This window comes from Pantoea sp. VS1 (assembly GCF_002207995.1).
Taxonomy (GTDB): Bacteria; Pseudomonadota; Gammaproteobacteria; order Enterobacterales; family Enterobacteriaceae; genus Pantoea; species Pantoea dispersa.
Genome location: NZ_NHZE01000010.1, coordinates 15,305 through 42,238, shown reverse-complemented (window position 1 = coordinate 42,238; position 26,934 = coordinate 15,305). Strand labels below are relative to the sequence as shown.

General features: G+C 59.7%; 27 protein-coding genes. 11 read left to right on the top strand and 16 right to left on the bottom strand.

Translation table 11 applies throughout. The features are described from left to right. Positions 1-191 precede the first annotated feature (191 nt). The gene (locus CBW22_RS05635; RefSeq protein WP_088516216.1) at positions 192-3,278 is read left to right on the top strand and encodes a beta-galactosidase; all 3,087 of its coding nucleotides are present in this window, start codon (positions 192-194) and stop codon (positions 3,276-3,278) included. Here the strand turns inward: CBW22_RS05635 and CBW22_RS05630 are convergent. Next, positions 3,211-4,509 (bottom strand): multidrug efflux MFS transporter, encoded by a 1,299-nt coding sequence (locus tag CBW22_RS05630; protein ID WP_088516215.1) that lies wholly within the window; start codon positions 4,507-4,509, stop codon positions 3,211-3,213. The two genes, CBW22_RS05635 and CBW22_RS05630, sit on opposite strands and share 68 nt — an antisense overlap. Positions 4,510-4,902: 393 nt before the next feature. Between CBW22_RS05630 and CBW22_RS05625 the strand changes: the two genes are divergently transcribed. Then, on the top strand, positions 4,903-5,154 hold the full coding sequence (locus CBW22_RS05625; protein ID WP_021313231.1) for a biofilm development regulator YmgB/AriR family protein: 252 nt from the start codon (positions 4,903-4,905) through the stop codon (positions 5,152-5,154). A 12-nt stretch (positions 5,155-5,166) separates the two neighbouring features. On the opposite strand, the gene CBW22_RS05620 is transcribed toward CBW22_RS05625, so the two are convergent. Together CBW22_RS05620 and CBW22_RS05615 are read right to left on the bottom strand one after the other, a co-directional pair. Next, a complete protein-coding gene (locus CBW22_RS05620; RefSeq protein ID WP_021507239.1) occupies positions 5,167-5,484 on the bottom strand; it encodes a hypothetical protein in 318 nt (105 codons plus the stop codon). Positions 5,485-5,734: 250 nt separating this feature from the next. After that, the gene (locus CBW22_RS05615; protein ID WP_058758053.1) at positions 5,735-6,034 is read right to left on the bottom strand and encodes an I78 family peptidase inhibitor; all 300 of its coding nucleotides are present in this window, start codon (positions 6,032-6,034) and stop codon (positions 5,735-5,737) included. A 534-nt stretch (positions 6,035-6,568) separates the two neighbouring features. Between CBW22_RS05615 and CBW22_RS05610 the strand changes: the two genes are divergently transcribed. Both CBW22_RS05610 and CBW22_RS05605 read left to right on the top strand, forming a co-directional pair. Then, a complete protein-coding gene (locus CBW22_RS05610; protein WP_021507241.1) occupies positions 6,569-7,216 on the top strand; it encodes a CPBP family intramembrane glutamic endopeptidase in 648 nt (215 codons plus the stop codon). Positions 7,217-7,309: 93 nt separating this feature from the next. After that, entirely contained in the window at positions 7,310-8,329 is a 1,020-nt protein-coding gene (locus CBW22_RS05605) for a LacI family DNA-binding transcriptional regulator (RefSeq protein ID WP_141097292.1), read from the top strand. On the opposite strand, the gene CBW22_RS05600 is transcribed toward CBW22_RS05605, so the two are convergent. Next, positions 8,324-9,208 carry a LysR substrate-binding domain-containing protein gene (locus CBW22_RS05600; RefSeq protein ID WP_088516213.1) on the bottom strand — a complete coding sequence of 295 codons (885 nt, stop codon included), beginning with the start codon at positions 9,206-9,208 and terminating at the stop codon, positions 8,324-8,326. The two genes, CBW22_RS05605 and CBW22_RS05600, sit on opposite strands and share 6 nt — an antisense overlap. Positions 9,209-9,360: 152 nt before the next feature. Here CBW22_RS05600 and CBW22_RS05595 point away from each other — a divergent pair, with 152 nt between their 5' ends. Continuing rightward, the gene (locus CBW22_RS05595; RefSeq protein WP_021507244.1) at positions 9,361-10,740 is read left to right on the top strand and encodes an NAD-dependent succinate-semialdehyde dehydrogenase; all 1,380 of its coding nucleotides are present in this window, start codon (positions 9,361-9,363) and stop codon (positions 10,738-10,740) included. Between the two features lie 51 nt (positions 10,741-10,791). On the opposite strand, the gene CBW22_RS05590 is transcribed toward CBW22_RS05595, so the two are convergent. The 5 genes from CBW22_RS05590 to CBW22_RS05570 form a co-directional block, all read right to left on the bottom strand. After that, positions 10,792-12,231: a glycoside hydrolase family 1 protein gene (locus CBW22_RS05590; protein WP_088516212.1), complete on the bottom strand. Its 1,440-nt coding sequence runs from the start codon at positions 12,229-12,231 to the stop codon at positions 10,792-10,794. Between the two features lie 12 nt (positions 12,232-12,243). Further along, positions 12,244-12,558: a PTS lactose/cellobiose transporter subunit IIA gene (locus tag CBW22_RS05585; protein WP_010618140.1), complete on the bottom strand. Its 315-nt coding sequence runs from the start codon at positions 12,556-12,558 to the stop codon at positions 12,244-12,246. Then, complete coding sequence (locus tag CBW22_RS05580) at positions 12,558-13,874, bottom strand: PTS sugar transporter subunit IIC (RefSeq protein WP_021507246.1); 1,317 nt, start codon at positions 13,872-13,874, stop codon at positions 12,558-12,560. The genes CBW22_RS05585 and CBW22_RS05580 overlap by 1 nt, the downstream gene beginning before the upstream one ends. 88 nt (positions 13,875-13,962) lie before the next feature. Beyond that, entirely contained in the window at positions 13,963-14,271 is a 309-nt protein-coding gene (locus CBW22_RS05575; RefSeq protein ID WP_031279665.1) for a PTS sugar transporter subunit IIB, read from the bottom strand. Between the two features lie 208 nt (positions 14,272-14,479). Beyond that, a complete protein-coding gene (locus CBW22_RS05570; RefSeq protein ID WP_021507248.1) occupies positions 14,480-14,665 on the bottom strand; it encodes a hypothetical protein in 186 nt (61 codons plus the stop codon). Between the two features lie 58 nt (positions 14,666-14,723). Between CBW22_RS05570 and CBW22_RS25950 the strand changes: the two genes are divergently transcribed. Then, on the top strand, positions 14,724-15,047 hold the full coding sequence (locus CBW22_RS25950; RefSeq protein WP_125310664.1) for a hypothetical protein: 324 nt from the start codon (positions 14,724-14,726) through the stop codon (positions 15,045-15,047). 111 nt (positions 15,048-15,158) lie between these two features. Beyond that, positions 15,159-15,398, top strand: a complete 240-nt coding sequence (locus tag CBW22_RS05560) for a hypothetical protein (protein WP_021507249.1) — start codon at positions 15,159-15,161, stop codon at positions 15,396-15,398. Between the two features lie 111 nt (positions 15,399-15,509). On the opposite strand, the gene yniD is transcribed toward CBW22_RS05560, so the two are convergent. The 6 genes from yniD to CBW22_RS05530 all read right to left on the bottom strand — a co-directional run bounded on the left by yniD (position 15,510) and on the right by CBW22_RS05530 (position 21,200). Continuing rightward, positions 15,510-15,617, bottom strand: a complete 108-nt coding sequence (yniD, locus tag CBW22_RS26615; RefSeq protein ID WP_021507251.1) for a small membrane protein YniD — start codon at positions 15,615-15,617, stop codon at positions 15,510-15,512. Positions 15,618-15,696: 79 nt separating this feature from the next. Next, positions 15,697-16,125 (bottom strand): OsmC family protein, encoded by a 429-nt coding sequence (locus CBW22_RS05550; protein WP_021313986.1) that lies wholly within the window; start codon positions 16,123-16,125, stop codon positions 15,697-15,699. 62 nt (positions 16,126-16,187) lie between these two features. Further along, the gene (gene lldD / locus CBW22_RS05545; RefSeq protein ID WP_088516211.1) at positions 16,188-17,378 is read right to left on the bottom strand and encodes an FMN-dependent L-lactate dehydrogenase LldD; all 1,191 of its coding nucleotides are present in this window, start codon (positions 17,376-17,378) and stop codon (positions 16,188-16,190) included. Beyond that, positions 17,378-18,163, bottom strand: a complete 786-nt coding sequence (gene lldR / locus CBW22_RS05540; protein WP_059011939.1) for a transcriptional regulator LldR — start codon at positions 18,161-18,163, stop codon at positions 17,378-17,380. The genes lldD and lldR overlap by 1 nt, the downstream gene beginning before the upstream one ends. After that, a complete protein-coding gene (gene lldP / locus CBW22_RS05535; RefSeq protein ID WP_088516210.1) occupies positions 18,160-19,809 on the bottom strand; it encodes an L-lactate permease in 1,650 nt (549 codons plus the stop codon). Before lldP ends, lldR begins: the two co-directional genes overlap by 4 nt. A gap of 227 nt (positions 19,810-20,036) precedes the next feature. Then, the gene (locus tag CBW22_RS05530; RefSeq protein WP_088516209.1) at positions 20,037-21,200 is read right to left on the bottom strand and encodes a cyanate transporter; all 1,164 of its coding nucleotides are present in this window, start codon (positions 21,198-21,200) and stop codon (positions 20,037-20,039) included. Positions 21,201-21,287: 87 nt separating this feature from the next. Between CBW22_RS05530 and CBW22_RS05525 the strand changes: the two genes are divergently transcribed. Continuing rightward, positions 21,288-22,148 carry a LysR family transcriptional regulator gene (locus CBW22_RS05525; RefSeq protein ID WP_031279666.1) on the top strand — a complete coding sequence of 287 codons (861 nt, stop codon included), beginning with the start codon at positions 21,288-21,290 and terminating at the stop codon, positions 22,146-22,148. 89 nt (positions 22,149-22,237) lie between these two features. Beyond that, positions 22,238-23,599 (top strand): amidohydrolase family protein, encoded by a 1,362-nt coding sequence (locus tag CBW22_RS05520; RefSeq protein WP_088516208.1) that lies wholly within the window; start codon positions 22,238-22,240, stop codon positions 23,597-23,599. Positions 23,600-23,708: 109 nt separating this feature from the next. On the opposite strand, the gene CBW22_RS05515 is transcribed toward CBW22_RS05520, so the two are convergent. Beyond that, on the bottom strand, positions 23,709-23,906 hold the full coding sequence (locus tag CBW22_RS05515; protein WP_010618157.1) for a hypothetical protein: 198 nt from the start codon (positions 23,904-23,906) through the stop codon (positions 23,709-23,711). Between the two features lie 391 nt (positions 23,907-24,297). Between CBW22_RS05515 and dbpA the strand changes: the two genes are divergently transcribed. Both dbpA and CBW22_RS05505 read left to right on the top strand, forming a co-directional pair. Beyond that, complete coding sequence (gene dbpA, locus CBW22_RS05510; RefSeq protein WP_088516207.1) at positions 24,298-25,677, top strand: ATP-dependent RNA helicase DbpA; 1,380 nt, start codon at positions 24,298-24,300, stop codon at positions 25,675-25,677. Between the two features lie 141 nt (positions 25,678-25,818). Next, positions 25,819-26,781, top strand: a complete 963-nt coding sequence (locus CBW22_RS05505; protein ID WP_021507259.1) for a chemotaxis protein — start codon at positions 25,819-25,821, stop codon at positions 26,779-26,781. Positions 26,782-26,934 lie beyond the last annotated feature (153 nt).

Genomic DNA, 26,934 nt, shown 5'->3' with positions numbered 1-26,934 from the left:
GTTTTAGTGGCAAGAAACCGCTAAAAAAGCCTCACAGACCGCGCAATACACCAGCTTAAGTTACAGCGAACGCTGTGCCGCAAACGTCAGTGCTGCTCGCTGTGCGCGCAGTAACAAAATTGCGCGCTGCGTCTTTACAGCTAACGCCATTTCACGCAATGTGAGCGCAATACAATTAATGAGATCTCACTATGACCTTAGCGGCTGTTTCTCTGAGTGAAGTGCTGGCGCGCCGTGACTGGGAAAACCCGGTTATCACCAGCCTGCATCGCCTGGACGCGCATCCACCGTTTGCCAGCTGGCGCGATGAAGTCAGCGCGCGCGATGGCCATTCCTCACCTGCGCAGCAGCGGCTGAATGGTCAGTGGGCCTTCAGTTATTTTACCGCGCCGGAAGCGGTGCCGCACAGCTGGCTGCTACAGGACTTACCGGACGCCGCAACGCTGCCGGTGCCTGCCAACTGGCAGTTGCACGGCTACGACGCGCCCATTTATACCAACGTGCAGTATCCCATTCCGGTCAATCCCCCTTTGGTTCCACGCGAGAACCCCACCGGATGTTACTCGCTCACATTTAAAGTTGATGACGGCTGGTTAAGCCAGGGGCAGACGCGCATCATCTTTGATGGTGTCAGCTCGGCCTTTTATTTGTGGTGCAACGGACAGTGGATGGGCTATTCGCAGGATAGCCGCTTACCCGCCGAATTTGATCTCAGCCACGCGCTGCAGCCGGGAAACAACCGTCTGGCGGTCATGGTGCTGCGCTGGAGCGACGGCAGCTATCTGGAAGATCAGGATATGTGGCGCATGAGCGGCATTTTCCGCGACGTGACCTTGCTGCACAAACCGGACACCCGCCTGAGCGATGTGCAGATCGAAACCGCGCTCAGCCCGGAATATCTGCGCGGCGATTTACGGGTGAGTGTCAAAATCCATGCCAGCGCGCGCCCGCTCAGTCAGTGTCGGGTGCGCGTCACGCTATGGCGCAACGGCGACTGTATTGCGCAGCACGAACAGCCGCCGGGCAGCGCCATCATTGATGAACGTGGCCACTATCCGGAACGCACCCTGATGGTGTTGCCGGTACTGCAACCGCTGTTGTGGAGCGCCGAAACGCCTCATCTCTACCGCGCGGTCGTCACGCTGCTTGATGATGCCGGCGAGGTGATTGAAGCCGAAGCTTATGATGTGGGTTTCCGACGCGTCAGCATTGAGCACGGCCAGCTGTGCCTCAACGGCAAGCCGCTGCTGATACGCGGCGTTAATCGTCATGAGCACCATCCCGAGCGCGGTCAGGTGGTGGATGAAGCCAGCATGCGTCAGGACATTGAACTGATGAAGCGCCACAACTTTAACGCGGTGCGCTGCGCTCACTATCCTAACCATCCGCTGTGGTATCGGCTGTGCGATGAGTACGGCCTGTACGTGGTTGACGAAGCCAATATCGAAACGCACGGCATGCAGCCGATGAACCGCCTCTCCGACGACCCGCGCTGGTTTGCCGCCTATAGCGAACGCGTAACGCGCATGGTGCAGCGCGATCGTAATCATGCCTGCATCATCATCTGGTCGCTGGGCAATGAGTCCGGCCACGGCAGCACGCACGATGCGCTGTACCGCTGGGTGAAAAGCAGCGATAGCACGCGCCCGGTACAATATGAGGGCGGCGGTGCCAACACGGCAGCCACCGATATTCTGTGCCCGATGTATGCGCGCGTCGATCAGGATCAGCCCTTCCCGGCGGTGCCGAAGTGGTCACTGAAAAAATGGATCAGCCTGCCGGATGAAGCGCGTCCGCTGATTCTGTGTGAATACGCCCATGCGATGGGAAACAGCTTTGGTGGCTTTGCCAAATACTGGCAGGCATTTCGCCAGTTTCCGCGGCTGCAGGGTGGCTTCGTCTGGGACTGGGTCGATCAAAGCCTGACGCGTTATGACGAACACGGCCAGCCGTGGCAGGCGTACGGCGGCGATTTCGGTGACGCGCCCAACGATCGCCAGTTCTGCATGAACGGGCTGGTGTTTGCCGATCGCACGCCGCATCCGGCGCTGTTTGAAGCACAGCGCGCCCAGCAGTTTTTCCGGTTTACGCGCGATCCCGGCGATGCGTATCGCGTGACCGTCACCAGCGAATATTTATTCCGCCGCAGCGACAACGAACGGCTGCGCTGGTGGATTGAGCAGGACGGTGTAACCCTCGCGCGCGGTGAATGGGTGCTGGATCTCGATGCCGAAGGCAGCCACACCTTTACCGTGCCCGCGCCTGAAGCGCTGCAGGGTGAAGCGTGGCTCAACCTCGCGGTGCATCAGATCGCCGCCACGCCCTGGTCTGAGGCGGATCATCGCGTGGCCTGGGATCAGTGGGCGCTGCCGGCCGCGCTGCCGGTTACGTTGCCGCCGCTCAGCGCCTGCGCGCCCCAGCTGGAAACCAATCACAATCTGGTGGCGGTGGTGCTGCCCACGCAGCGCTGGCACTTCTGTCGCCGCAGCGGCGCGCTGCTGCAGTGGTGGGTGAACGATCGTGAAACCATGCTGACACCGCTGGAGGAGTGCTTTATTCGCGCACCGATCGATAATGATATCGGCACCAGCGAAGCTGCCAATATCGACCCTAACGCCTGGGTCGAGCGCTGGAAACGCGCGGGCTATGATCGGCTGCAAACAGAGTTGCTGGCGATGCAGGTCGACAGCCTGCAGCACGGCGTGCAGATCGAAACCTGGCATCGCGTGCTGGGTGAGGGTCAGCACCTGTTTACCAGCCATAAGCGTTATGGCATTAGCGGCGATGGCGAACTGACTATCAGCGTCGATGTACAACAGGCCGCCGGTCTGCCGCCGCCCGCGCGCATCGGCCTGCGCTGCCAGCTGGCTCAGGTCCCGCACCAGGTGAGCTGGCTGGGTCTGGGGCCTCATGAAAACTATCCGGATCGCCAGCTGGCGGCGCAGTTTTCACGCTGGCAGCTGCCGCTGGCGGCGCTCAGCACCGGCTATGTCTTTCCGGGTGAGAATGGCTTGCGCTGCGGCACGCGCCAGCTGGATAGCGGCAGCTGGCAGATCAGCGGCGACTTTGCCTTCTCGCTCAGCCGCCACAGCCTTGAGCAGCTGCGCGCCACCTCGCACCGCCATTTGCTGCAGGACGAACCCGGCTGCTGGCTGCATCTCGACGGCTTCCATATGGGCGTCGGCGGCGACGATTCGTGGAGCCCGAGCGTCAGCCCGGAGTTTTTGCTTTCTCAGCGGCGCTGGCACTATGCGCTGACGCTGCGTCAGCCGGCTTAGTAGCGGCCGCCGGGCTAAGGGGTTTCAGCTCGGTTTTTGGCCGGCGATAGAAGCGCCGCAGCAACAGCACGTTGAGCAGAACGACGACCGCGGTAGCGAAGAATACCCAGCGGTAACCGGTGGCGGCTGAGACCGCTGCGCCCAGCAGCGGTCCGGCGACGTTACCGAGGTACATGAACGACTGGTTATAACCAAAAATACGGCCGGTGACGTTATCGCGTGAATGACGCACCAGCAGAGTTTGCACCGCCGGCATCATCGCGCCATCGGCAAAGCCGAGCAGAAAGCGCAGGACGCCCAGCTGCGTGGCGCTGGTGACAAACGACATGGCAATCAGCAGCAGCAGCGAGGCGATCATGGTCGCCAGCAAAATACGCTGGGTACCGATGCGATCGCCGAGTTTGCCGAGACGCGGTGCGGCGATGAGTGCCGACACGCCGGGCAGCGCGGCAATCACACCACTGAGAAACGCGATATTCTGCGCATCCGGCGCCAGCTCACGCACGAACAGCGTCAGGATAGGATTCACCGAGCCGTTACACATCTGAATCACCATGGTGGTGACGAACAGGCAGAACATCAGACGTGGATTATCGAGGCTGCGCATTACTTCGCGTCCGCTCAGTTTGTCCTGCTTGCTCACCGGCGTGTAGCCGGTCTCCTTAATCAGAAACAGCGTCACCAGAAAGCTGACCATCAGCAGTACCGCGGTAACGATAAACACCATGCGCAGGCCCAGCCAGTCGGCCAGCAGACCGCCAATCATCGGCCCGAGGATCACGCCGCCAATTTGTCCGGTCGACACGCAGCTCAGCGCCCAGCCGCTGCGCTCACGCGGCACCTGCGCGGCCACCAGCGCCATGGCGTTGGGAATATAACCGGACGTCAGTCCCATCAGCGCGCGGAGCAGCAACAGCTGCCACGCCTGAGTGACAAACGCCTGCAGCAGAATCACCGCCCCCATGCCAAACGAAGCGCGCAGCAGCATCAGCTTGCGTCCTTTGCGATCGGCAAGGCTGCCCCACAGCGGCGCCACGGCGGCAGAAACAATAAAGGTGACACTGAAGGTCAGGCCTGACCAGATACTGAGCGCGTTGCCGCCACGGATACCCAGCTCTTCCACGTAAAGCGGCAGGAAAGGAATGATCTGACTAATGGCCAGGCCGGTAAAAAAGCAGCCAAACCAGACGGATATCAGATTGATCTTCCAGGATTCGATGGAGCGTAGCATGAGCGCAGATGTCAGAAAAAATGAAACGAGGGTTCAGTCTAACAACCTCGTAACATTACCGGACGGCAAAACATGGCATGCGGATGAAAACGCAGTTTTTCGCTGCCGGGCGTGATTCTGCTCACAGCAAATAGGGCGATGCCTCACTTTTGTAGTGTCTTTATGTGCGGTTACCTGGCATAAGGCCCGATAAGCGCATCGCGAAAGACGGCAAACGTGAAAAAATATGACGATTCGTTACTGACAATATTCCACACCGCATCTATGTTTAAAAAATCACCAGTCATCACTGGCGAGGCGCTGCCCGTCCTGGACAGTCCGCATGCTTAATTCAGGTTTTCAGTTGCTGCCCGTCGTGGGTGGCAGGCTTCGTTGTCTCTGCGGAGGTCGGCTATGAGAACGCACCATGACAGCGCCAGTCGGGCGATTACCGACTATTTCAACAGCCCCGCCTGGCACGCGCCGCACGAGAGCGATTTGCTGGCCGCCATCATGCGCGAGCTGATGGATGATGGCCAGCCCGCCACCAATAAAGCGGTGATTGCCCGCGTGATTACCCGGCTGGAAGTGGAAGGCGATGAACAGCGCCTGCAGAGTTACCGCAACCTGCTGGCGCAGCTGTTAGAAGCAGGGCCGCAAAAATAGCAGCCCCGGAGATTATTTCACCACCCGCAGCTGGTCGGCTTCGCTGACCACTGCTTTACCGCTCTGACGCTGATACAGGCACAGTTCCCGCCCCAGCTGATTTTTCATGTGCTTTTGCGGATAGCGGCCTTCGAGCAACAGCGCATCGTAGCCAACGCTGTCGTCGTACATGATCGGCTTGCCCACCACTTTCACCGCTTTCAGACCGCTGGCCTGCACACACGCCTGCTGCAGGTTTTTATCGTGTTGCTGCCATGCCGCCTCGCTTGAGGCCTGCGCCAGCGGGCTGAGCAGCAGCGTCAAACACAGCGTTCGGGTCAGGTATTTCATCGTCACTCCTGTAAGGTCAGTCTGTTATTGCTGCCTGTACGCCTGGCGTCGCAGAGCCGCGATTAAACGCGCGCTATGGCGGGAGCAATATGGCGCAGCAGGCAGGTTGTAGCGAAAAAAATTCCCGCCGTAGCGGGAAGAAACAAGACGAGCATTGCATATTCGAGAGTGACGAGGAAATCTCCGTAATGCGCAGTTATCCTCGCCCGCCGCCGTGACAGCCCGATGACAATGCCGTGTCCGTTTGGTGTTACCCGCAGTAAACCCGGGAAATTTTCCCGTTCTGATCGCCGAGGAAATTCAGGCGGCGCAGATTGAAGTCCATGGTGGCGGCACCGTTCCACGGAATCGCACGCACCGGTACGGCAAAGCGCTGGGTATCAAGCGCGCTCAGCGGCTGACCGAGGTAATTCTGATACTGCGAGGCACCGCACTGGTCGGTTTCCGGATCGTGGCTGACGGCGTGACTGCTGTCAGTTTTACTGGCTGACTGACAGGCCGTTAAGGCGAGCATCGCCGTCAGCAGCAGCGCTTTTCCATAATGGTTCACAATTTTCTCCTCCTTGATAATGAACAAGCGGGTTCCTGAGAGTAACAAAGCGTGCCGCCGATGCGAAAATTTTTCCAGCAGACTGGTCGCATTGCGTGACAAAAGGCGCGATTTTCTGCTCACATTTTCGGATTAATCGCACGCTGTGTCTAAAAATCACCCGGCCAGACGCTACAATTATCTAAGACTTTTCTGAGGAGGTAATGATGGAACTGGCTATTTTTATCGGCTTCGCCATCGTGATGACCTTCGTGGCCGTCCGGGTGCGTTAAGCCTCGTTAATTTTCTCTCTGCCGTTGTGCACCAAACGGTGCCAGCGGCATCCTCCGCGCCAGACAGGTCATTCGGTTCCCTCTCCGTCTGCTCGCCAGCGATGAAAGCGCAAGCCATCATGCCGCGTATCGCCTGTGATGAGGCGGTCAGTTAGCACCGCGATTGTGGCGTATCTGAACCGGCGAAAATCTCCGCAAACGCACCTCGACAGCACCGATCGCCGTTGCTACTATGCGTCTTCCTCTGCCCGCTGAGTCGCCTATGGACACCCAATCCGACAAAGTTACGTTGACCCTGTTTTACGTGGGTAGCTTTGTGGTTTATTACCTCGTGACCATGTTGATTACGCTGTTTCCCAATTACGGGACGCTGCGCAATAACGGCTTGCTGGTGCCAGTGCTGTGCCTGTTTGAATTTGCCGTGATCTATCCGCTGTACCGTTTCTACTGCCAGCGCCGCAGCGACATTCCTCTGGGCTTTCTGCGTCCCGGCCAGGCACTGCTGTTTATCGGCGCGCTGTTTGTGCTGATGGTGGCGCAGACGCAGTTCCTGCAGCCGGAAGGCTGGCTGATTGAACAGAGCCAGCAGGGACGCAGCTCAATGCTGATTCTGCTGCTCACCGCCGTGCTGCTGGCGCCGGTGTTTGAAGAGGTGCTGTTCCGCGGCTTCCTGCTGCAGGCGTTTTTGCTGTGGGCGCCCAAAAGCCGTTTTGCCTGCATGTTGCTTACTTCGCTGCTGTTCGCCGCGTTACACACGCAGTACGTGCACTGGGAAACCATCGTTGCGCTGACGCTGTTCTCGCTGCTGCTGTGCTACGCGCGTCTGCGCAGCAACAGCCTGGCGCTGCCGATTTTTCTGCATACGCTGAATAACCTGATCGCCATCCTGCCCGCCTGGTTCTACGCCTGATCCCCCTCACTGTTTGCTAACGATGCCATTAATTTCCCTGCATTTTCAGGTACTATCGCTTTTTAGCCTGCAGGAATGATGGTCGAAGCGCTGATGATTACTATGCTGGATGTGGCCCGCAAAGCGGGCGTTTCTAAAGCCACCGTGTCGCGCGTGCTGGCGGGCAACCGCTATGTGAGCAAATCCACGCAGCAGAAAGTGTTTCAGGCGATAGAGGAAACAGGCTACCGCCCGAATCTGCTGGCGCGCAGTCTGGCGACGCAAAAATCGCAGAATATCGGCCTGATCGTCACCCATTCGCTGTTTAACGGCCCCTATTTCAGCGAGCTGCTGTACCAGACGGCCACGCTGACCAACAACTATGGCCGCCAGCTGATCCTCGCCGATGGCAAAACCAGCGCTGACGATGAGCGCGCGGCAATCGAGTTTCTGCTCGATCTGCGCTGCGACGCCATCATTATCTACCCGCGTTTTCTCGACACCGCCGCGCTGGAAGCGATCATCGACCAACACGATATCCCGATCATGGTGGTTAACCGCCGTCTGACGCAGCACGCGGCGAACTGCGTCTGGGCTTCGCACCAGCAAAATACCCGTGATGCGATGAATTACCTGATTGCGCGCGGTCACCATGACATCGCGTTTATCACCGGACTGGCGGGATCGCCCACCGCCGACGCGCGTCTGGCTGGCTATCAGCAGGCGCTGGCCGATCATCAGCTGCCGTATGAAGCGGCGCGCGTACTGCCGGGCGCGTGGACGCCGGAGAGTGGTCAGGCAGCGGCACGCCAGTTGCTGAGTGCCGGCGTACCGTTCAGCGCGCTGATGGCCAGCAATGACGATATGGCGATTGGTGCCGCGCTGGCGCTGAATGCGGCGGGCAAACGGCTGCCGCAGGATGTATCGCTGATGGGCTTTGATGATATTCGCATGGCCGAATTTTTCCTGCCGCCGCTCACGACGGTTCACGTGCCGGTGGCGGAGATGATTCAGCACACGCTGGCGCAGCTGGTGGCGATGCTGGAGGGCGAAGCGATTGCGCCTTTGCCGCCGTTCAGCGGACGGCTGATTGAGCGCGCTTCCGTGGCCGATGGACCGTTTCGCCGCTCATAACGCCTCGCCGGTATCCTGCGTGACCAGCCACTGCTCCAGTTGCTGTAGCGTAGCAGCCTTAACGCTCTCCTGCGGGCGCACCAGGTAATAGGTGTGCCGGCCACAGTCCAGCTGGTAATCCTCCATGGCGATTAGCGTGCCTGCCTTCAGCTCCGCTTCCACCAGCACGCGCTGCGCCAGCGCAATTCCCTGCCCTTCAATGGCGGCCTGATAGGCCAGCGCCGAACTTTCCATCTGCCGCCGGTGCGGCAGCGCGTCCATTTCCACGCCAAATGCTTCGCACCAGCGCTGCCAGTCATCAGGACGTCCGCGCACCAGCAGCAGGGTATGTTGCGCCAGCCCGGCCAGATGCATGCTGGCGCGCCGGTCAGCTGTCGGACGGCACACCGGCACCAGCACGTTTTTCACCAGCGGCGTGGCGTGCTGCTGCGGCCACGTACCATCACCAAGCCGAATCGCCGCGTCGCAATCCACCGTATCGTCCCATTCCGACGCGGTCGTCAGGCGCACGTCAATCGCCGGATGCGCCAGCTGAAACTGTGCCAGCCGCGGAATCAGCCAGCGGGTGGCGAAGGTGGTGAAGGAGTGCAGCCGGATGACCGTGCGGCCGGCATTGCGCTGCAGCGTGGCGCTCGCCTGGCGAATACCGTCGAGTTGCTGGCTGATTTGCAGAAAATAGGCATTGCCGGGCAGCGTCAGTACCAGCCCGCGCCCCTGACGCTGAAACAGCGCCGTGCCAAAGTACTCTTCCAGCAGACGAATCTGACGACTCACCGCGCCTGGCGTCACCGACAGGCCATCAGCCGCTGCCCGCACGCTGCCGCTACGGGCGACATATTCAAACGCCAGCAAGGCATTCAGGGGTGGCAAATCACGCATCAGATAACCGTTCAGTTTTTCTCAATGATGGAGCAATTTTAATCGATTGTGGCGAAAAGGCCAGACGCGCATCATTTCTGTACAGCGGCAGCCAGCCCGATAACGCTGACTGCCAGGTTGTCACATTGATTCTGACACTGGAGCACACTGGAATGATTAAAGTCACCAATCCTGCCGACGGCAGCCTCGTCGGCGAAGCACCGTTCATGCGCCACGACGAGGTCGCGGCCGCTATCGATCGCACCTGTGCCGCGTTTCCGGCATGGGCGGCAAAAAGCGCGAAACAGCGCAGCGACCTGCTGCGTGGCTGGTACGATCTGGTACGCGCCGATAAGCACCTGTTTGCTGAACTGATGGTCAGGGAGAACGGCAAATGCCTGAGCGAAGCGCTGGGCGAAATCGAGTACGGTCTCGGCTTTATTGAGTGGTATGCGGAAGAGGCCAAACGCGTCAACGGTGATACCCTGCCGTCGCACGATGCTAACGCCTCCGTGCTGGTGGTAAAAGAACCGGTCGGCCCGACCGCGGCCATCACGCCGTGGAACTTCCCGTTTATGATGATCACCCGCAAAATCGCTACCGCGCTGGCCGCGGGCTGCACCATGATCATCAAACCGGCAGAAGAGACGCCGCTTACCGCGTATAAACTGCTGGAGTATGCACGTCAGGCTGGTATTCCCGCTGGCGTGTTTGAGATGGTGACCGGCGATCCGCAAGCCATCGGTGAAGCTTTTACCAGCGATACGCGCATCCACAAAATCTCCTTCACCGGATCAACCCGCGTCGGCAAACTGCTGGCGCAGCAGTGCGGGGCCACGCTGAAAAAGATGACCATGGAGCTGGGCGGCAACGCGCCGTTTATCGTGTTCGCCGACAGCCCGCTGGAAGAGAGCGTGGCCGGGCTGGTCAGCGCCAAACTGCGTAACTCCGGGCAGGTGTGTATTTCGCCTAACCGCATCTTTGTGCATGACGCGATTTACGATGCCTTTGTGCAGCAACTGGTGAAAACAGTCAGTGAGATCCGTGTCGATCAGGGTATGCAGCAGGAATTTGTGGTTGGCCCGCTGATTAACCGCATGGCGCTCGATAAAGTCACCGCGCTGGTGGATGATGCGGTAGCACAGGGGGCGACGCTGCGCCTCGGCGGCAAGCCACACGCGAAGGGCGGGCTGTTCTATGAACCCACCATCCTGTGCGATCTGGACGCCTCGTTTGCCGTGCACAACACCGAGATTTTCGGACCGGTATTTGCCCTGTACCGTTTCAGTGATGAAGAGCAGGTGATTCGCTGCGCTAACGACACCGAATACGGTCTGGTGGCCTATGCGTGGACGCGTGACGTTGGCCGCGCTTTCCGCCTGTCGAAAAAACTGGAAGCCGGCATGGTGATCCTCAACTCCGGCTCAGTCGGTACGGCATCAGTGCCGTTTGGCGGTATCAAGCACTCCGGCTACGGCCGCGAGGGCGGCCATTATGGTATTGAAGAGTATGTGCAGGTAAAATATGTGCTGATGGCGGGACAACACCGCTAATCACGCTGCTGGCGCGGCGGCGACCCAGCCGGGATGCCGCCGCGCCGCGCGTTAGTATTCCACCTCCGCATCAGGCTGTGCGCCGTTATTGCGGATCAACTGCTGATACCAGAAAAAGCTCTTCTTGCGATAGCGCGCCAGATCGCGCAGATCGTGTTCATCGCGGTTAACGTAGATAAAGCCGTAGCGTTTGCTGATGCCCTGATGGGTGCTGACCAGATCGATGGCCGACCACGGACAGTAGCCAAACAGCTCGACGCCATCGGCAATTGCCAGCCGCAGCTGAGCGATATGCTCGCGCAGATAGGCGATGCGATAGTCGTCATACACTTTGTTGCCCGCCTCCAGCGTGTCGAACGCACCGAGACCGTTTTCTGTCACAATCAGCGGCAGGCGATAGCGCGCGTAGATCTCGCGCGCGGTAATGCGGAAACCGACCGGATCGATATACCAGCCAAACTGATTCTGCTGCAGATGCGGATTGTTGCAGCCGACGTACACCGATTTGTCGATGCCGGCCATCTGCTGGTCGGCCTGCTGCTTGCTGTTCAGCTCACCGCGCGCGACCTCAGGCATGTCAGCACTGACGGTGGCCGATGCATAATAGTTGAAGGCGATAAAGTCCGGCTGACCGGCGGCGATGGTCGCCATATCCTCCGCCTCAATATGCGGCAGCCAGCCGCGCTGCTGCAGAAACGCCCATACCACGTTGTTGTAATGGCCGTGCACCGCCAGGTCGAGGTAGAGCCAGTTGCGGATCGCTGAAAAGTTATCGGCGGCCAGCACATCTTCCGGTCTGGCGCTGGCGGCATAGATACAGGAGATGTTCGGTGCCGGGCCAATTTTGGCCTGCGGCAAGCGCTGGTGACAGGCAATCATCGCTTTGGCCTGCGCCAGCATCATATGGTGGTTCTGCTGATACAGCGTCTTCTGCGCATCCACCGTGCCGGCCGGCAGCGTGCCAATCACCTCACCTTTGAGGATCATCATGTTCTGTTCATTGATGGTCAGCCAGTATTTCACCCGGTCGCCATAGTGCTCGAAACAGGTGATGGCGAAGCGCTCAAAGGCGGCCACGGTACGCCGGTTTGACCAGCCGCCATCCTGCTGCAGCGCCCACGGCAGGTCGAAGTGATAGAGCGTGACCAGCGGCTCAATGCCTTGGCGGCAAATTTCATCAATCAGTTGCTGATAAAACTGAATGCCCGCCGGATTCAGCTCGCCGTCACCCTGCGGATAGATGCGGCTCCAGGCGATGGAGAATCGATAGGTTTTCAGGCCCAGCTCCGCCAGCAGCGCGATATCTTCCCGGAAGCGATGATAGTGATCGCTGGTGACGGTGAAATCCGTCATCCCCTCAGGAAAATGGCCTTTATCGATCACCGACGGCCCTTTGCCGTCTTCGTTCCAGGCGCCCTCGACCTGATACGCCGAGGTTGAAGCGCCCCACAGAAAGCCGTGCGGAAACGCACCGGGGTTAGGATGTTGCATACTGCCTCCTTGTTAGTCTGCAGCCAGCTCGCGCCGCAGCTGGATGATCTCTTCCGCCAGTTCACGGCACAGCATGGCGTTCATCAGGTGATCCTGCGCATGCACCATGATCAGATTGACCGGAATTTTGCCGCAGCCTTCGTCGGCACCGATCAATTCGGTCTGGATACGGTGCGCGGCTCTGGCCGCCTCGCTGGCTTCGCTCAGCAACGCATCGGCGCGTGGCCACTCTTTGCGCCGCGCAGCGCGCAGCGCCTCCATCGAGCAGGAGCGCGCTTCTCCCGCCTGAATAATCAGTTCCATGACCGTGCTCTCATCAATTTCCATCATGCCTCCTTAACCGGTTGCGCTGCAGCGGCCTGCTCTAGCTCCTGCTGCAGCAGTTGCCGCTCATAAATTTTGAAAAACGGGTAGTAAATCAGCGTGGCGATGGTTACCAGCACGGCAATCAGCACGATGACGCGCCAGTCCCAGCCGGTCGACCAGGCCGCCCCGATCGGTGCCGGCGTGGTCCAGGGGGCCAGCGACACCACGTGGTTAATCAGGTGGGTTTTGGTGGCTGTCCAGGCGAGCGTGGCGTTGACTAACGGCGCGCAGATAAACGGAATGAACAGAATCGGATTCATCACCACCGGCGAACCGAAGATGACCGGCTCGTTGATGTTGAACATGCTGGGCACAATGCTCAGCTTGCCAATCGAGCGCAGATGCGCCGAGCGGCTGCGCAGGTAGAGCAGCACCAGCCCCATGGTGGAACCGGAGCCGCCAATAACGATGAAAAACTGCCAGAACGGCTCGATAAACACGTGCGTGATCGGCTCACCGGCGTTGAGCGCCTGCTGGTTGAGGCCAAGGTTAGTCAGCCAGAACGCCTGCAGAATGCCGCCGACAATCACCGCACCGTGAATGCCGGCGAACCACAGCATGTGGCACAGCAGCACCGCCACCAGCACCGCCGGTAACGAATCCGAGGCGGAGATAATCGGTGCGAACAGCGCCATGATCGCCTGCGGCAGCAGCAGGCCAAACTGCGCCTGCACCCACAGGCTGAGCGGAAACAGCGTGATGAAGATGGCGATGATCGGGATCAGCAGATCGAACGACTGACGAATTTTGGGCGGCACCTGCTCCGGCAGCTTAAAGCCGATGTTGTGCTTTTGCAGGAAGTGCATCAGCTCAGTGGCGAACAGCGCCACCAGAATCGCGGTGAAAATGCCCTCGCCGCCGAGTGAACCAACCGGCAGCGTGCCGTTGCTCTGTGGCGCGGCCACCACCAGAAACGCCATCAGCGCCAGGCTGGCCGCCATAAAGCCGTTCATCTTGTAGCTGTTCGCCAGGTTATAGGCGATGGCGCTGGCGATATACAGCGCCATGATGCCCATGGTCATGTTATACGGCATCATGATTTGCGCTTCATGCGCGCGCACCATACCGAGCCACCACTGGGCAAACGCCCATGAGCTGTCAGCTGAGAACGGCGGATGGGCAAACAGCAGCATAAACGAGCCCACAATCAGAAACGGCATCGAGGCAATAAATCCATCGCGGATGGCAATCACATGGCGCTGGCTGGAGAGGCGTCCGGCCAGCGGGCTGATGCGGTTTTCAATCACACCAAATAACGATTCGCTTATGCTGCTCATCGGCGAGCTCCTTGCATCAGGCAACAACAGAATAAGCCTGTGCATTGGCGCACAGGCGTAAACAATTATTTTATTTTCGGAACAATCGTCAGGCGTGAATCAGCTTTAGCGAATCATCTAATATTTTCGCGCCATTCATCATGCCGTAATCCATGCTATTAATCACAGTGATAGGCTTATTTAGCTGCTGCGCCAGCGGCTGGAAGTCCGCCAGTTTGTATTTAATCTGCGGCCCGAGCAGGCAACAGTCAAAGTTCGCGATCTGATCGTTAAACTCTTCAATGCCAACGGCTTTTATCTCAACCTCGACGCCCTTCTCTTTGGCGGCCTTCTCCATTTTCTGCACCACCATGCTGGTGGACATTCCGGCGGCGCAGCAGAGTAGAATCTTTGGCATCATTCAATCCTCAGTGTGGGGTTTAATTAACGAATACCCGCGCTAAAGATTTTCTGCAACCGGTTTCAGATTTGCGTTACGGATCTGTGAGAAATATCAAAAAGCGCGCTGCAAATTTAATCGGGATGCAATAATAAACGGAAGAGATTATGTGAAAGTCGGGGAACAGTGGCGCGGCCAGACACAGCGCGCCACCGGGGGCAGAACGTCAGGAGATGGCGGAATCTTTTTGCTTGTCGGCTTCGAAGTGTGCCTTGAACTGTTCGTAGATGGAGATCATATTGGAGGCATCGCCGTGCAGCGGGCTCAGTTTACCGGCGCGTACCAGTTCGATGACCAGTTGCAGGGCGGCCTGTTTTGGGCTGCTGGCCGGATGGGCAATTTCATGAGACATCAGATATCACTCCTTATTGTTGTCAGTGCCGCACAGTTTAGCCCAGATTGTGCTGCTAATGGGCGCGGCGCTGGTTATCATCATTCTGTTCGGACAAAAAAGCCGCTCAGGCTGTTCATTGACGCCTGAGGCGTTTAGCTATACTGGATCAAAAAAAGGAACACACAGCCACGCATTCCGTACCACGGGAATGGTGCAGAAGGAGTCGGTTATGTTGATTGGTTTTGTCTTGTTAGTGAGCGCCTGCGGCCACGATGCCTGTGATGCCCTGCCGGTGTCGGAGCGGATTTACCCCACGAAAGTGGCCTGCGAACAGATGGCCGATCGCATCCATAAAGTCCGGCCGAACGTGGTGCTGCTTTGTGGGGAAGTGCACCGTTAATTCGGTGCCAGTGCGTCATCAATTGCATAAAAAACAGCCAGACGGCATTGCAACCTGGGCCCGCAGCGTTCAAAATATAAGCTGCTTTACACTATTACAGTTGTGAATCCCATGAAAAAAACTCGCCCCCGTCGTCCCAACGGACGCTGGGTTTATTACATTTTGTATGACGGCATTCTCTGGCCCTGTCCGGTGCGCTGGGAGTGGGAGAGCGGCTTCGGCGGCTGGCTGCCGTTTTACTATTCGCCCACCTTTGAATTTGTCGCGGGCGATCCGCGCAAGGCCTACCGCATTGCGCGCAGCAGCGTGCGCAATCTGCGCCAGCATGAGCATGACGGCGAATATGCCTGAGGCGTCAGAACTGCCACGGCAGCCACGAGGCTGTCAGCAGGTAGTGCACCAGTTCCAGCACCAGAATAATCATCACCAGCACCCCGAGCTTGTGGCGGCATACCCAATCCTTTAGCCCCATATCATCGCCGCCCAGCGAATCAGCATCAGCGCGCCGCAGATGCACAGCAACACCACAATCATCTTCCAGTGTTTTGTCGCAGCCAGTTTTTTTGCCACGTTTCCTCCAGACAGCAGAAAGCAACGATGCGCCCGCAGGCGCATCGCATAGTCTACCGCTGGTCACCCGTGAGGGCGATTAATTATTCAGCGTATAGTCGAGGGTGATTTCGGCATTCAGCACCTGAGACACCGGGCAGCCGGCTTTGGCTTTCTGAATGATTTCATCAAATTTGGCATCATCGATGCCCGGCAGCGCAATGGTGCTGTTGAGGGCAATTTTGGTGATGGCGAAGCCGTCGCCCTTTTTGTCCAGTGAAACATCGGCGGTGGTGTCGATGCTTTTCGGTGGATGACCGGCCTGGCCCAGCATCAGCGACAGCGCCATGGAGAAGCAGGCGGCGTGTGCCGCGCCAATCAGCTCTTCCGGATTGGTGCCCTTCTCGCCTTCAAAACGGGTGTTAAAACCGTATGGCTGGTTGCTGAGCACGCCGCTTTCAGTGCTAACCGTACCTTTGCCTTTGATGTCGCCTTCCCAATGGGCCGATCCTTTCTTATGAATGGTCATGTCATTCCTCCTGTTAGTCAGACAGCTATTCAGTATAGACAAGAGCCGGCGCTTTGCCTGGCTTAGCGCACCGCGTGCGGGCGCGCCGGGCTGAGTCCGGCTTCGCTCAGCAGCGCATTCGCCTGCACCAGCGAATCCTGGGTAATGTCCGCAATGGTTTTCGCGCCGGTCAGCGTCATCGCCACCCTCATCTCTTTCTCAACCAGACTCAGCAGATTCTCCACGCCGCGCTGGCCGTGCGTCGCCAGCGCATAGATAAACGCGCGTCCCAGCAGCACGCTGTCAGCCCCCAGCGCGATCATGCGCACCACATCCAGCCCGTTACGAATGCCGCTGTCGGCCAGAATGGTGATGTCGCCCTTTACCGCGTCGGCGATGGCCGGCAGCGCGCGCGCCGACGACAGCACGCCATCCAGCTGACGTCCGCCGTGGTTGGAGACCACGATACCATCGGCGCCAAACCGCACCGCATCGCGCGCATCTTCCGGGTCGAGAATACCTTTTATCACCATCGGCCCTTCCCAGAATTCGCGAATCCACTCCAGATCCTGCCACGAGATAGACGGGTCGAAATTTTTCGCCAGCCAGCCGATATAATCTTCCAGCCCGGTAGGGTTACCGAGGTACGTGGAGATATTGCCGAGATCGTGCGGACGCCCGTGCAGCCCGACGTCCCACGCCCACTGCGGATGGGTGACCGCCTGCCAGTAACGGCGCAGCGCGGCATGCGGGCCGCTCATGCCGGAGTGCGCATCGCGGTAGCGCGCGCCCGGCGTCGGCATATCGACGGTGAACACCAGCGTCGAGCAGCCTGCCGCTTTGGCCCGCTCCAGCGCGTTGCGCATAAAGCCGCGATCGCGCAGCACATACAGCTGAAACCACATCGGACGGTTAATCGCCGGTGCCACCTCTTCTATCGGGCACAGCGACACCGTCGACAGGGTAAACGGAATGCCGCGATTGGCTGCCGCACGTGCCGCCTGCACTTCACCGCGTCGCGCGTACATGCCGCACAGGCCGACCGGCGCCAGCGCCACCGGCATCGACAGCGTTTCATTGAACAGCCGTGTTTCCAGACTCAGCTCAGCCATGTTTTTCAGCACACGCTGACGCAGCGCCACATCAGAGAGATCGGCCACGTTGCGCTTCAGGGTATGTTCTGCGTAGGCTCCGCCGTCCAGATAGTGAAACAGGAATGGCGGCAGGATACGTTGCGCCGCGGCGCGATAGTCACTGGCAGCAGAAATAATCATCAGTTGTCTTCCTTACGGGTAACCTGCGTGGCGCCCGGTAACCGCGTGATGCGGGCCTGGCGCGCTTCGTCTTCATGCAGCGTTTTCATGGTGGTGTGGACAAAGCCGAGGTGATCCATCGCCGCCTGGCGCGCCGCGTCGGCGTCGCCCGCCATCACCGCATCGAACATCGCCTGATGCTGGGCGTTGAGCTGGTTGAAAATCACCGGCTGGGTGTACATACGCTGGCGGCTGTGCAGCACGGAGGATTGCAGCAGATCGAAAAATCCGCGCATGGTCTGCAGCAGCACCAGATTATGCGAGGCTTCGGCAATGGCGAGGTGGAAGCGCAGATCCGCCTGCGCGGCCAGTTCGGGATCGTCGCAGTCGTTCATTTGTATCAGCGCGTCAAAGGCATAGCGCAGCCGCTCTTTATCCGCCTCGGTGGCACGCTGCGCGGCGTGCCAGGCGGTGCTGGCCTCAATCGCGTGGCGCGCCTCAAGAATATCCCAGCGGTAGTCAGGATCGGCGGCCAGTAGCTGGCGAATCGGCTCAACGATGCGCTGTTCTGACCACGGCTCCTGCGGCTCGCACAGCCAGGTGCCGCCGCCGCGTTTACTGATCAGCACGCCACTGCTGATCAGTTGCTGGATGGCCTCACGCACCGACGAGCGCGACACGCCGAAGCGGGCGGCCAGCGCACGCTCCGAAGGTAAACGCATGCCGGGTTTCAGCTGATGCTCTTCAATCCAGGCGCTAAGACGCGCGCGCAGCGTATCCGCCAGCCGCGGTGTGGGTTCAGTCATGGAATCATCCAGGTAAAGACATACGCCTGCAGCGTGGTGATCACGCCGACCATACAGGTAAAAATCAGGCTGTGTTTAACGGTAAACCGGAACAGATCGGACTCGCGCCCCACCAGCCCCACAGCGGCGCAGGCGATGGCGATCGACTGCGGCGAAATCATTTTACCGGTGACGCCACCGGTGGTATTGGCAGCCACCAGCAGCACATCCGACACCCCAATCTGCTGTGCGGTAGTCGCCTGCAGCGCGGCGAACAGCGCGTTGGAAGAGGTATCGGAGCCGGTCAGAAAGACGCCCAGCCAGCCGAGGAACGGCGAGAAGAAGGTGAAGGCCTGGCCGGTGTGCGCCAGCGCCAGGGCCAGCGTGGCCGACAGCCCTGAGTAGTTAGAGATGAACGCAAACGCCAGCACCATGCCGATGGAGTAGATCGGCAGCGCCAGCTCCTTCAGGGTTTCGCCAAAGGTGCGCAGCGCCGCCGCCGGCTTCATGCGCAGGAAAATCACCGAGATCACCGCCGCCAGCAGAATCGCAGTGCCGGTGGCGGAGACCACGTCAAATTTGAACAGCGCCGCATACGGCGTTGCTGCGCTCACTACCGGCGGCATGCGTGCCACCAGCTCGTGCAGCAGCGGCACCGGCACGCTAAACACCCAGTCATACAGCGCGCCGCCTTTGGCGAACAGCGCTTTAAACGGCGGAATACTCCACAGCGTAACGGTCGCGGTAAGGAACAGGAACGGCATCCAGGCACGCACAATCTGCGCCAGCGTGTAGCGTTGCGTCCCTGAGGGCGCAGCCTCCGGCGCGGGCTCTTTAAAGCGGAAGATGCGCACCGGCTGCCAGCGGCGCAGAAACAGCGTCAGGCAGATCAGCGAAGCCAGCGACGAAATGATGTCCGGCAGCTCCGGGCCAAGGAAGTTAGAGCTGAGGTACTGGGCGATGGCAAACGAGCCGCCGGCCACCATCACCGCCGGCCAGGTCTCTTTGATGCCGCGCCAGCCATCCATGATCGCCATGATCCAGAACAGCACGATGAGGGTGAGAAACGGCAGCTGGCGTCCCGCCATCTGGCCAATCTGGAAGCTGTCCAGCCCGGTGACCTGACCGGCGACGATGATCGGAATCCCCATCGCGCCGAATGCCACCGGCGCGGTGTTGACGATCAGGCACAGGCCGGCGGCATAGAGCGGATTAAAGCCCAGCCCGACCAGCAGCGCTGCGGTGATCGCCACCGGTGCCCCAAAGCCTGCCGCGCCCTCTAAAAACGCGCCAAACGAAAAGCCGACGATCAGCATCTGCAAACGCTGGTCTGGCGTGATGGAGAGAATCGAGGCGCGAATGATATCGAACTGGCCGGTTTTCACCGAGATCTTGTAGACAAATACCGCCGCCACGATGATCCAGGCAATCGGCCACAGGCCGTATAAAAAACCATACGCCACCGACGCCAGCGCCTGGGGCACCGGCATGCCGTACAGCAACAGCGCCACCAGCAGCGCCAGCACCACGGTGATCGTACCGGCCTGATAGCCCTTCAGCTTGAGCTTAATCAGCGCAAAGAAGAAAAAAACAATCGGGATCACCGCCACCAGGCTGGATAGCCACAAATTGTTGAGCGGATCGTAGTTTTGTTGCCACACCTGCATGCCGTTTCTCCAGAGGTCACCAGAGGGATGCGGCGCATCGGCAAAAGCAGGCGTGCGCCGCAGATTGTTGCCCGGTTCAGGACCACAATTGGTAGGACCACATTGCGGCTGACGGGCTTTCTGGCTCCAGATAGTTAATGCATTGTTAACCCAAAGCAACGCGGCAGGCGTGATTTTTCGTGTTATGTGACCATGTGGCTACATTTTTATAACATTGGTAGGACCAATCAGCGCGTTGCCGCACCAAAGGCGCTCGCATAGCTGCGCGGATGAAAACGCAGATTGAGTCCGATCAGCCCCAGCGTCACGATGCCCTGCATCAGCCATACGCTGGCAAAGCTGTGGGTGAGCACCTGCAGCTGACCGGCAATAAACGGCATGCAGCCGGCGATGATGAATCCTGCGCCCTGCATGAAGGCCACCAGCCGCGCGCCTGCCTGCGGCTGCGGCAGATGATCGAGCGCCAGCACCATCGCCAGCGGGAACGCGGCACCGAGACCGAAGCCGGCGATGGCGGCCCACAGCCACGGCGCCAGCAGTGGCGCAAAAAGAAACCCGCTCATTCCGGCCAGCTGACACAGCAGACTGACAATCAGCTGCGGACGGCGATCGGCACCGCGCGCCAGCAGCGGCATCAGCAGCGCGCCGGCAACCTGGCTCAGAATCATCACGCCCAGCAGCGAGCCGCCGGCCTGCGCCGACCAGCCCAGCCGGTGATACGCATCCGGCAGCCAGGCCACGCAGGTGGCATAGCCGCCGTTGACCAGGCCAAAGCTCAGCGCCAGCGACCAGGCGCGCGGCTTACGCCACAGCAGCGGCAGCGTTACCTGCGCGGCATCCGGCGCGGCAGGCACGCGCACCCGTAGCCACAGCAGGATAGCCAGCAGCACCGGCAGCGCCCAGCCGCTGAGCGCCAGCGGTACGCCAAGCTGCACGCTGAGCCACGGCGACAGCGCCGCGCCCAGTCCGCCGCCGCCCATCAGTGCGCCCGCCCACAGCCCGGTAACCGCCGCGCTGCGCCGGCTAAAACGCTGTCGAATCAGTCCCGGCATCGCCATCTGCACCACGCCGACGCCGATGCCGGCAAAAAGCGCGCTGAGCACCAGCCCGCTGCCGCTGTCGATTACGCCGCGCGCCGCCAGCGCCAGCAACAGCAGCGTCAGCCCGGCCAGCAGCAAGGGCTTTAAGGCCACGCGCTGCATCAGCCTGGCGCTGAACAGCGCCACCGCGCCCATCATCACCATCGGCACCGCCGGCAGCAGCGAGGCGGCCAGCCCTGACAGATGCAGGCTGTGGCGCAGCAGCGGACTGACCGAGGTCAGCAGCGGGCGCATGTTCAGCCCGGCCAGCACCAGCGCAGCCAGCGTTAACGTATTGGCATGTCGGTTCATAACCCATCCTGCAGTGAAAAGGTTGTCAGCATCGCAGCAGACAGTACTATTTGGAAATGAAATAACACCATGATGGGCAGTGGATAAATGAATCGTCAGCCAATGTTTACGCCGCAGCAGCTATTGAGCTTTGTGGCGGTGTGCGAGACCGCCAGCTTTACCCGCGCCGCCGAGCGTGTGCACCTGTCGCAGTCGACGGTCAGTCAGCAGGTGCGGCGGCTGGAAGAGATGGTGGGTAAAGCGCTGTTACAGCGCACCTCACATCAGGTGGCGCTGACCGAAGAGGGAGAAAAATTGCTCGGCTACGCGCGGCGCATCATCGCCCTCAATGGTGAAGCGCACGATGTGCTGAGCGATAAGTGGCGCGACGGCATTGTGCGCATTGGCGTGCCGGAGGATTTTGCCGCCCCGACCGCCAGCCTGCTGGCCGGATTCAGCCGACAGCATCCGCAGCTGCGTCTTGACGTGATGAGCGGCATGTACGTCGATTTGCATCGCGCATGGCAGCGCGAAGAGCTGGATCTAATGCTGATCAAGCAGCCGGGCGGCGATCGCCCGCTGGCCGCCCGGCCCGAGCCACTGCTGTGGCTGGACAGTGCCGAACACCCCTGCTTTGACCAGACGCCGCTGCCGCTGGTGGTGTTTCCGCAGCAGGGGCTGTATCGCGAAGAGATGTGTCAGACGCTGGATGCGCTCGGCCGCAGCTGGCGCATCAGCTACAGCAGCGCCAGCCTGGTGGCCCTCGCCAGCGCCAGCGCCGCTGGACTCGGCCTGACGCTGCTGCCCGCCAGCTGCCGCCTGCCCGGTCACCGCGTGCTGGGCAGCGCAGAGGGTTTACCGGTGATCAGCCATTTCGAGCTGGCGCTGTTCTGCCGTAAGCCGCAGGATGCGCTGCAACAGGCGCTGGCCGCTGCGCTGGTGCAATTCTGCCAGCTACAGTGGCAGTGATTTTTCCACTGCCAGGCAGTGGGAAATATCGCAGCGCGGCGGCGTCGGTTTTGCCAGATTAGGTTTTTTCCTTTTGCCTGGAGTTTCCGATGCCTCTGACCGCTTCCAGCCGCCGTGATTTTCTCAGCCACGGCGTGCGCCTTACTGCCGCAGGCAGCCTGATGATGGCTGGCATGAGCAGCGCCGCCCGTCCCGACACACCACCGGTCTCGTCCACCCCGCCGCCTGCCGTGGCGCACTATCAGCTGCTGAATGTGCGCCTCGAAGAGGGATTTGAGCGCGACGGCGCGGAGATTGTCGCCACCCGCACCGCGCTGTACGACATCACCATTAAAGAAGGCAAGTTCAGCGCCATTAGCGCCGCCGGCCAGGCGCGCCAGCCTGCCCTGCCGCAGTGGGATGCCGGCGGTGCGCTGCTACTGCCGCGCACGCGGGACATGCACATCCATCTGGATAAAACCTTCTACGGCGGACCGTGGCAGGCACCGCGCCCGCGGCAGGGCAAGACCATCATGGATATGATTGCGCGCGAGCAGGTGCTGATTCCCCAGCTGCTGCCAACCTCGCAGGCGCGCGCCGAAGCGCTGATTGGCCTGCTGCAAAGTAAAGGCAGCACCGAAGCGCGCAGCCACTGCAACATCGATCCAGTCAGTGGCCTGCAAAGTCTCGAACATCTGCAGCTGGCGCTGGCCAACCATCCGGCGTTTCGCTGTGAGATCGTTGCTTTTCCGCAGCATGGTTTGCTGCATTCGCAGGTCGATGGTCTGATGCGTGAGGCGATGCAGCTCGGCGTGCAGTATGTCGGTGGGCTGGATCCCACCAACGTGGATGGTGCCATGCAGGCTTCGCTTGATGCGATGTTCCGCATCGCGCTCGACTACGATCGCGGCGTGGACATTCATCTGCATGAGACCAGCGCCGCCGGCGTGGCAGCCATTCAGTACATGATCGCCACCATCGCCCGTAATCCGCAGCTGAAAGGCAAAGTGACACTGAGCCACGGTTTCGCGCTCGCCACGCTGGAAGGTCAGGCGCTGGATGAGATTATCGCCGGCATGGCCGAACAGCAGATGAGCGTGGCGTCAACGATTCCGATTGGCAAACTGACGATGCCATTGCCGCAGCTGCAGGCAGCCGGCGTGACGGTGATGACCGGCACCGACAGCGTGATCGATCACTGGTCACCGTTCGGTACCGGCAGCATGCTGGAGAAAGCCAATCTGTATGCCCAGCTGTATCGCGGATCGGATGAGTTTGGCCTGAGCCGCGCGCTGCATATCGCCACCGGCGGCATTCTGCCGCTCGCCAATAGCGGTGAGCGCCAGTGGCCGCAGCTGCAGGATGAAGCCAGTATGATGCTCGTCGACGCCAGCTGCTCGGCGGAAGCCGTGGCGCGCATCGCGCCGGTGCGCGCCACGTTCCAGCGCGGCACGCCGGTATTCAGCGCCTGAAGGCGCATTGCAGCCAGCACCAGCACGCCAGTTCCGGCCACAAAAAAGCCTCCCGCAGGAGGCTTTGGAAGGTGACACCGGCGCGGCAAGCGCGATGATAATGCTGGATTTAAGACAACATCTGAATCGCCAGCGCATACAGGCGCTGGTGCTCATCGTCATTAACAGGCTCTTCTTCCGCATAACAGGCAATCATGGAGCTGACTTTATCGGAGGATAACGTCTCTCCATGCAGATGCAGCGTTAGCACGGCGCGGCCGACGATTTTCAGAACGTCTTCGTTTTGTCCCTGGACATAGTGACTCAATGAGGTGACCTCTGAAGTAATTATTAATTGCCAAATGGCGCGCTAAATATAAAGCAAAGCGGTTAGGATTTTTACTCAGATTTTCCGCGTAACAGGTAACATATAAGCGAAATCTTACTGAAAATAGCCGTAACATGCCGCGATATTGCCGCTTACCTGCCGCTAATATCATTTTTTCCCTCGAAAAAGCGTTTTTACCGTTCGTGCTGCCTCGTGTGAAATTCGGAACATTCATTAAAACTTTGCGATAGTTGCACCTCATCATTGACCTGACAAAGCGCAACGGCTGACTAATTTCACTGCGTGATTATTACCGCAATTGCCGTTGCCGATAGCCCGCCTTTCTGCCAGACTGGCCGCCGCTATTCCTGCTACTACCTGAGATGCTCCTGTGACTGCTTTTTCTACCCTGACGCAACTGCCTGCCAGCCAGCTCGACAACCTGCGCGAGATGGGCTTCGACGCCATGACGCCGATTCAGGCCGCTTCCCTGCCGGCCATCCTTAGCGGACGCGATGTGCGAGCGCAGGCGCAAACCGGCAGCGGCAAAACCGCCGCCTTCGGTATTGGCGTGCTGAACCGCATCGACAGCGGGCGTTTTCATACCCAGGCGCTGGTGCTGTGCCCGACGCGTGAACTGGCCGACCAGGTCAGCAACGTGCTGCGTCAGCTGGCGCGCTTCACCCGCAACATCAAGATCCTGACGCTGTGCGGCGGCCAGCCAATGAGCGCGCAGCGCGACTCGCTGGTGCATGCGCCGCATATTGTGGTCGGCACGCCGGGGCGCATCCTCGATCATCTCAAGCGTGACAATCTCGATTTAAGTCAGTTGCAGAGCCTGGTACTGGACGAAGCCGATCGCATGCTGGAGATGGGTTTCCGCGACGACATGGAAGCCATCATTGGCTTTACGCCGGATTCGCGTCAGACGCTGCTGTTCTCCGCCACCTGGCCCGATACCATTGCCAGCCTGAGTCAGCGCTTTCAGCGCGATGCGCTGGCAGTAGCGACCGAAGCGAAGTCGGAACTGCCGGCGATTGAGCAGCAGTTTATTGAAACCAGCGCCAGCGAGCGTATCAACCTGCTCAGCGCTCTGCTCAGCCAGCAGCAACCGGCTTCCTGCGTGGTGTTCTGTAACACCAAACGGGAATGCGATGAGATTGCAGCCGCGCTCAACGATCGCCAGATCAGCGCGCTGGCGCTGCACGGCGATCTGGAACAGCGCGATCGCGAACGCGTGCTGATTCGCTTTGCCAACGGCAGCATCCGCGTGCTGATCGCCACCGACGTCGCCGCGCGCGGCCTCGACATTAAATCGCTGGCGCTGGTGGTTAACTTCCAGCTGGCGTGGGATCCGGAAGTGCACATCCACCGCATTGGCCGTACCGGCCGCGCCGGCGAACAGGGGCTGGCGGTCAGCTTTGTGGCGGCCGACGAAATGGTGCGCGCCCATGCGCTGGAAGATTACCTGCAGCAGAAGCTCAACTGGCAGCCGGCCAGCACGCTGAAAGGCAAAGGCGCACAGCCGCTGCCGGCGGCGATGATGACGCTGTGCATTGACGGTGGGCGTAAAGCCAAGATGCGTCCCGGCGATATTCTGGGCGCCCTGACCGGTGAAGCCGGTTTCAGCGGCGATCAGATCGGTAAAATCGATCTCACCCCGACCCATGCGTATGTCGCCATCGACGCCGCGCAGGCGAAGAAAGCGCTGATCAAGCTGAAAGAGGGCAAGATCAAAGGCAAAAGCGTGCGCGCGATTCTGCTGAAGTAACTGTCGTGAGCGTGAGGGCGATCGCCCTTACGCTAAATTTTCATCGCCCTTCCCTTCATTTTTTTCCTCCGCTGCCGATAAGTTAATCATGGCGCTATTGCCCTGCCCTTTACTCCGCCCAGATTCTGCCCCGAGGCCACAATGGATAATTTTCAGAAAGAGATCGATGAACGCGCCAACCTTGCGCTTTCTAACAAATTTGAACTGCTGCTGTTCCGGCTGGGTTCCGATCGGCTGAAAGGCAAGTCTGAGCTGTACGGCATCAACGTATTTAAACTGCGTGAAATTGTGCCGATGCCGACGATTACCCGCGCCGCCGGCATGAATTCACCGCTGCTCGGCATGGCCAGTATTCGCGGCCAGTTTATTCCGGTGATCGACCTGCCGGCCGTAACCGGTTGTAAACCGGAAACCGGCCTCAACCTGCTGCTGGTGACCGAATACGCGCGCAGCACCCAGGCATTTGCTGTGGAATCGGTGGAGAACATTGTGCGTCTCGACTGGAATCAGGTGCACACGGCGGAAGCGGGCATCGGCAGCCGTAACATCACCAGCATCGCCTGTCTGGACACCGACGGTCAGAGCAACAATCTGGCACTGGTGCTCGACGTCGAGCAGATTCTGTATGACATCATTCCGTCGGTGCGCGGCGTTGAGCCGAGCGAAGAGACGGCGAAGAATTTCAACCTCAAACCCGGCCAGGTAGCGATTGTTGCTGAAGACTCCAAAGTGGCGCGTCAGCTGCTGGAACAGGGGCTGAAAAGCATGGGCATTCCGGCCATCATGCACAATACCGGGCTTGAAGCGTGGATTAAAATCAGCGAGATGCAGAAAGAAGCGCAGGCTAACGGCGAGTCGATTCACGACAAAATCGCGCTGGTGCTGACCGACCTCGAAATGCCGGAGATGGACGGCTTTACCCTGACGCGTAACATCAAGCGCGACGACGCGCTGCGGCAGATTCCGGTGGTGATTCACTCCTCGCTGTCCGGCAGCGCCAACGAAGATCACGTGCGCAAAGTGGGCGCTGACGGTTACGTCGCTAAGTTTGAAATCAACGAGCTTTCCAGCGTGATTTATCGCGTGCTGGAGAAGAAGCGCTAAGCGCTTGCTCCGACCTTCCCCTCAGGCGCGATATTCGCGCCTTTTTTGTGCCCGCTCGCCTGTCATTCGCTGCATTAGCGTTACGTCGTATTTATCCTGTCTTACTGATCTATTAATCGTCTGAGGTCACCATGAATGGTGACCCTACAGGGC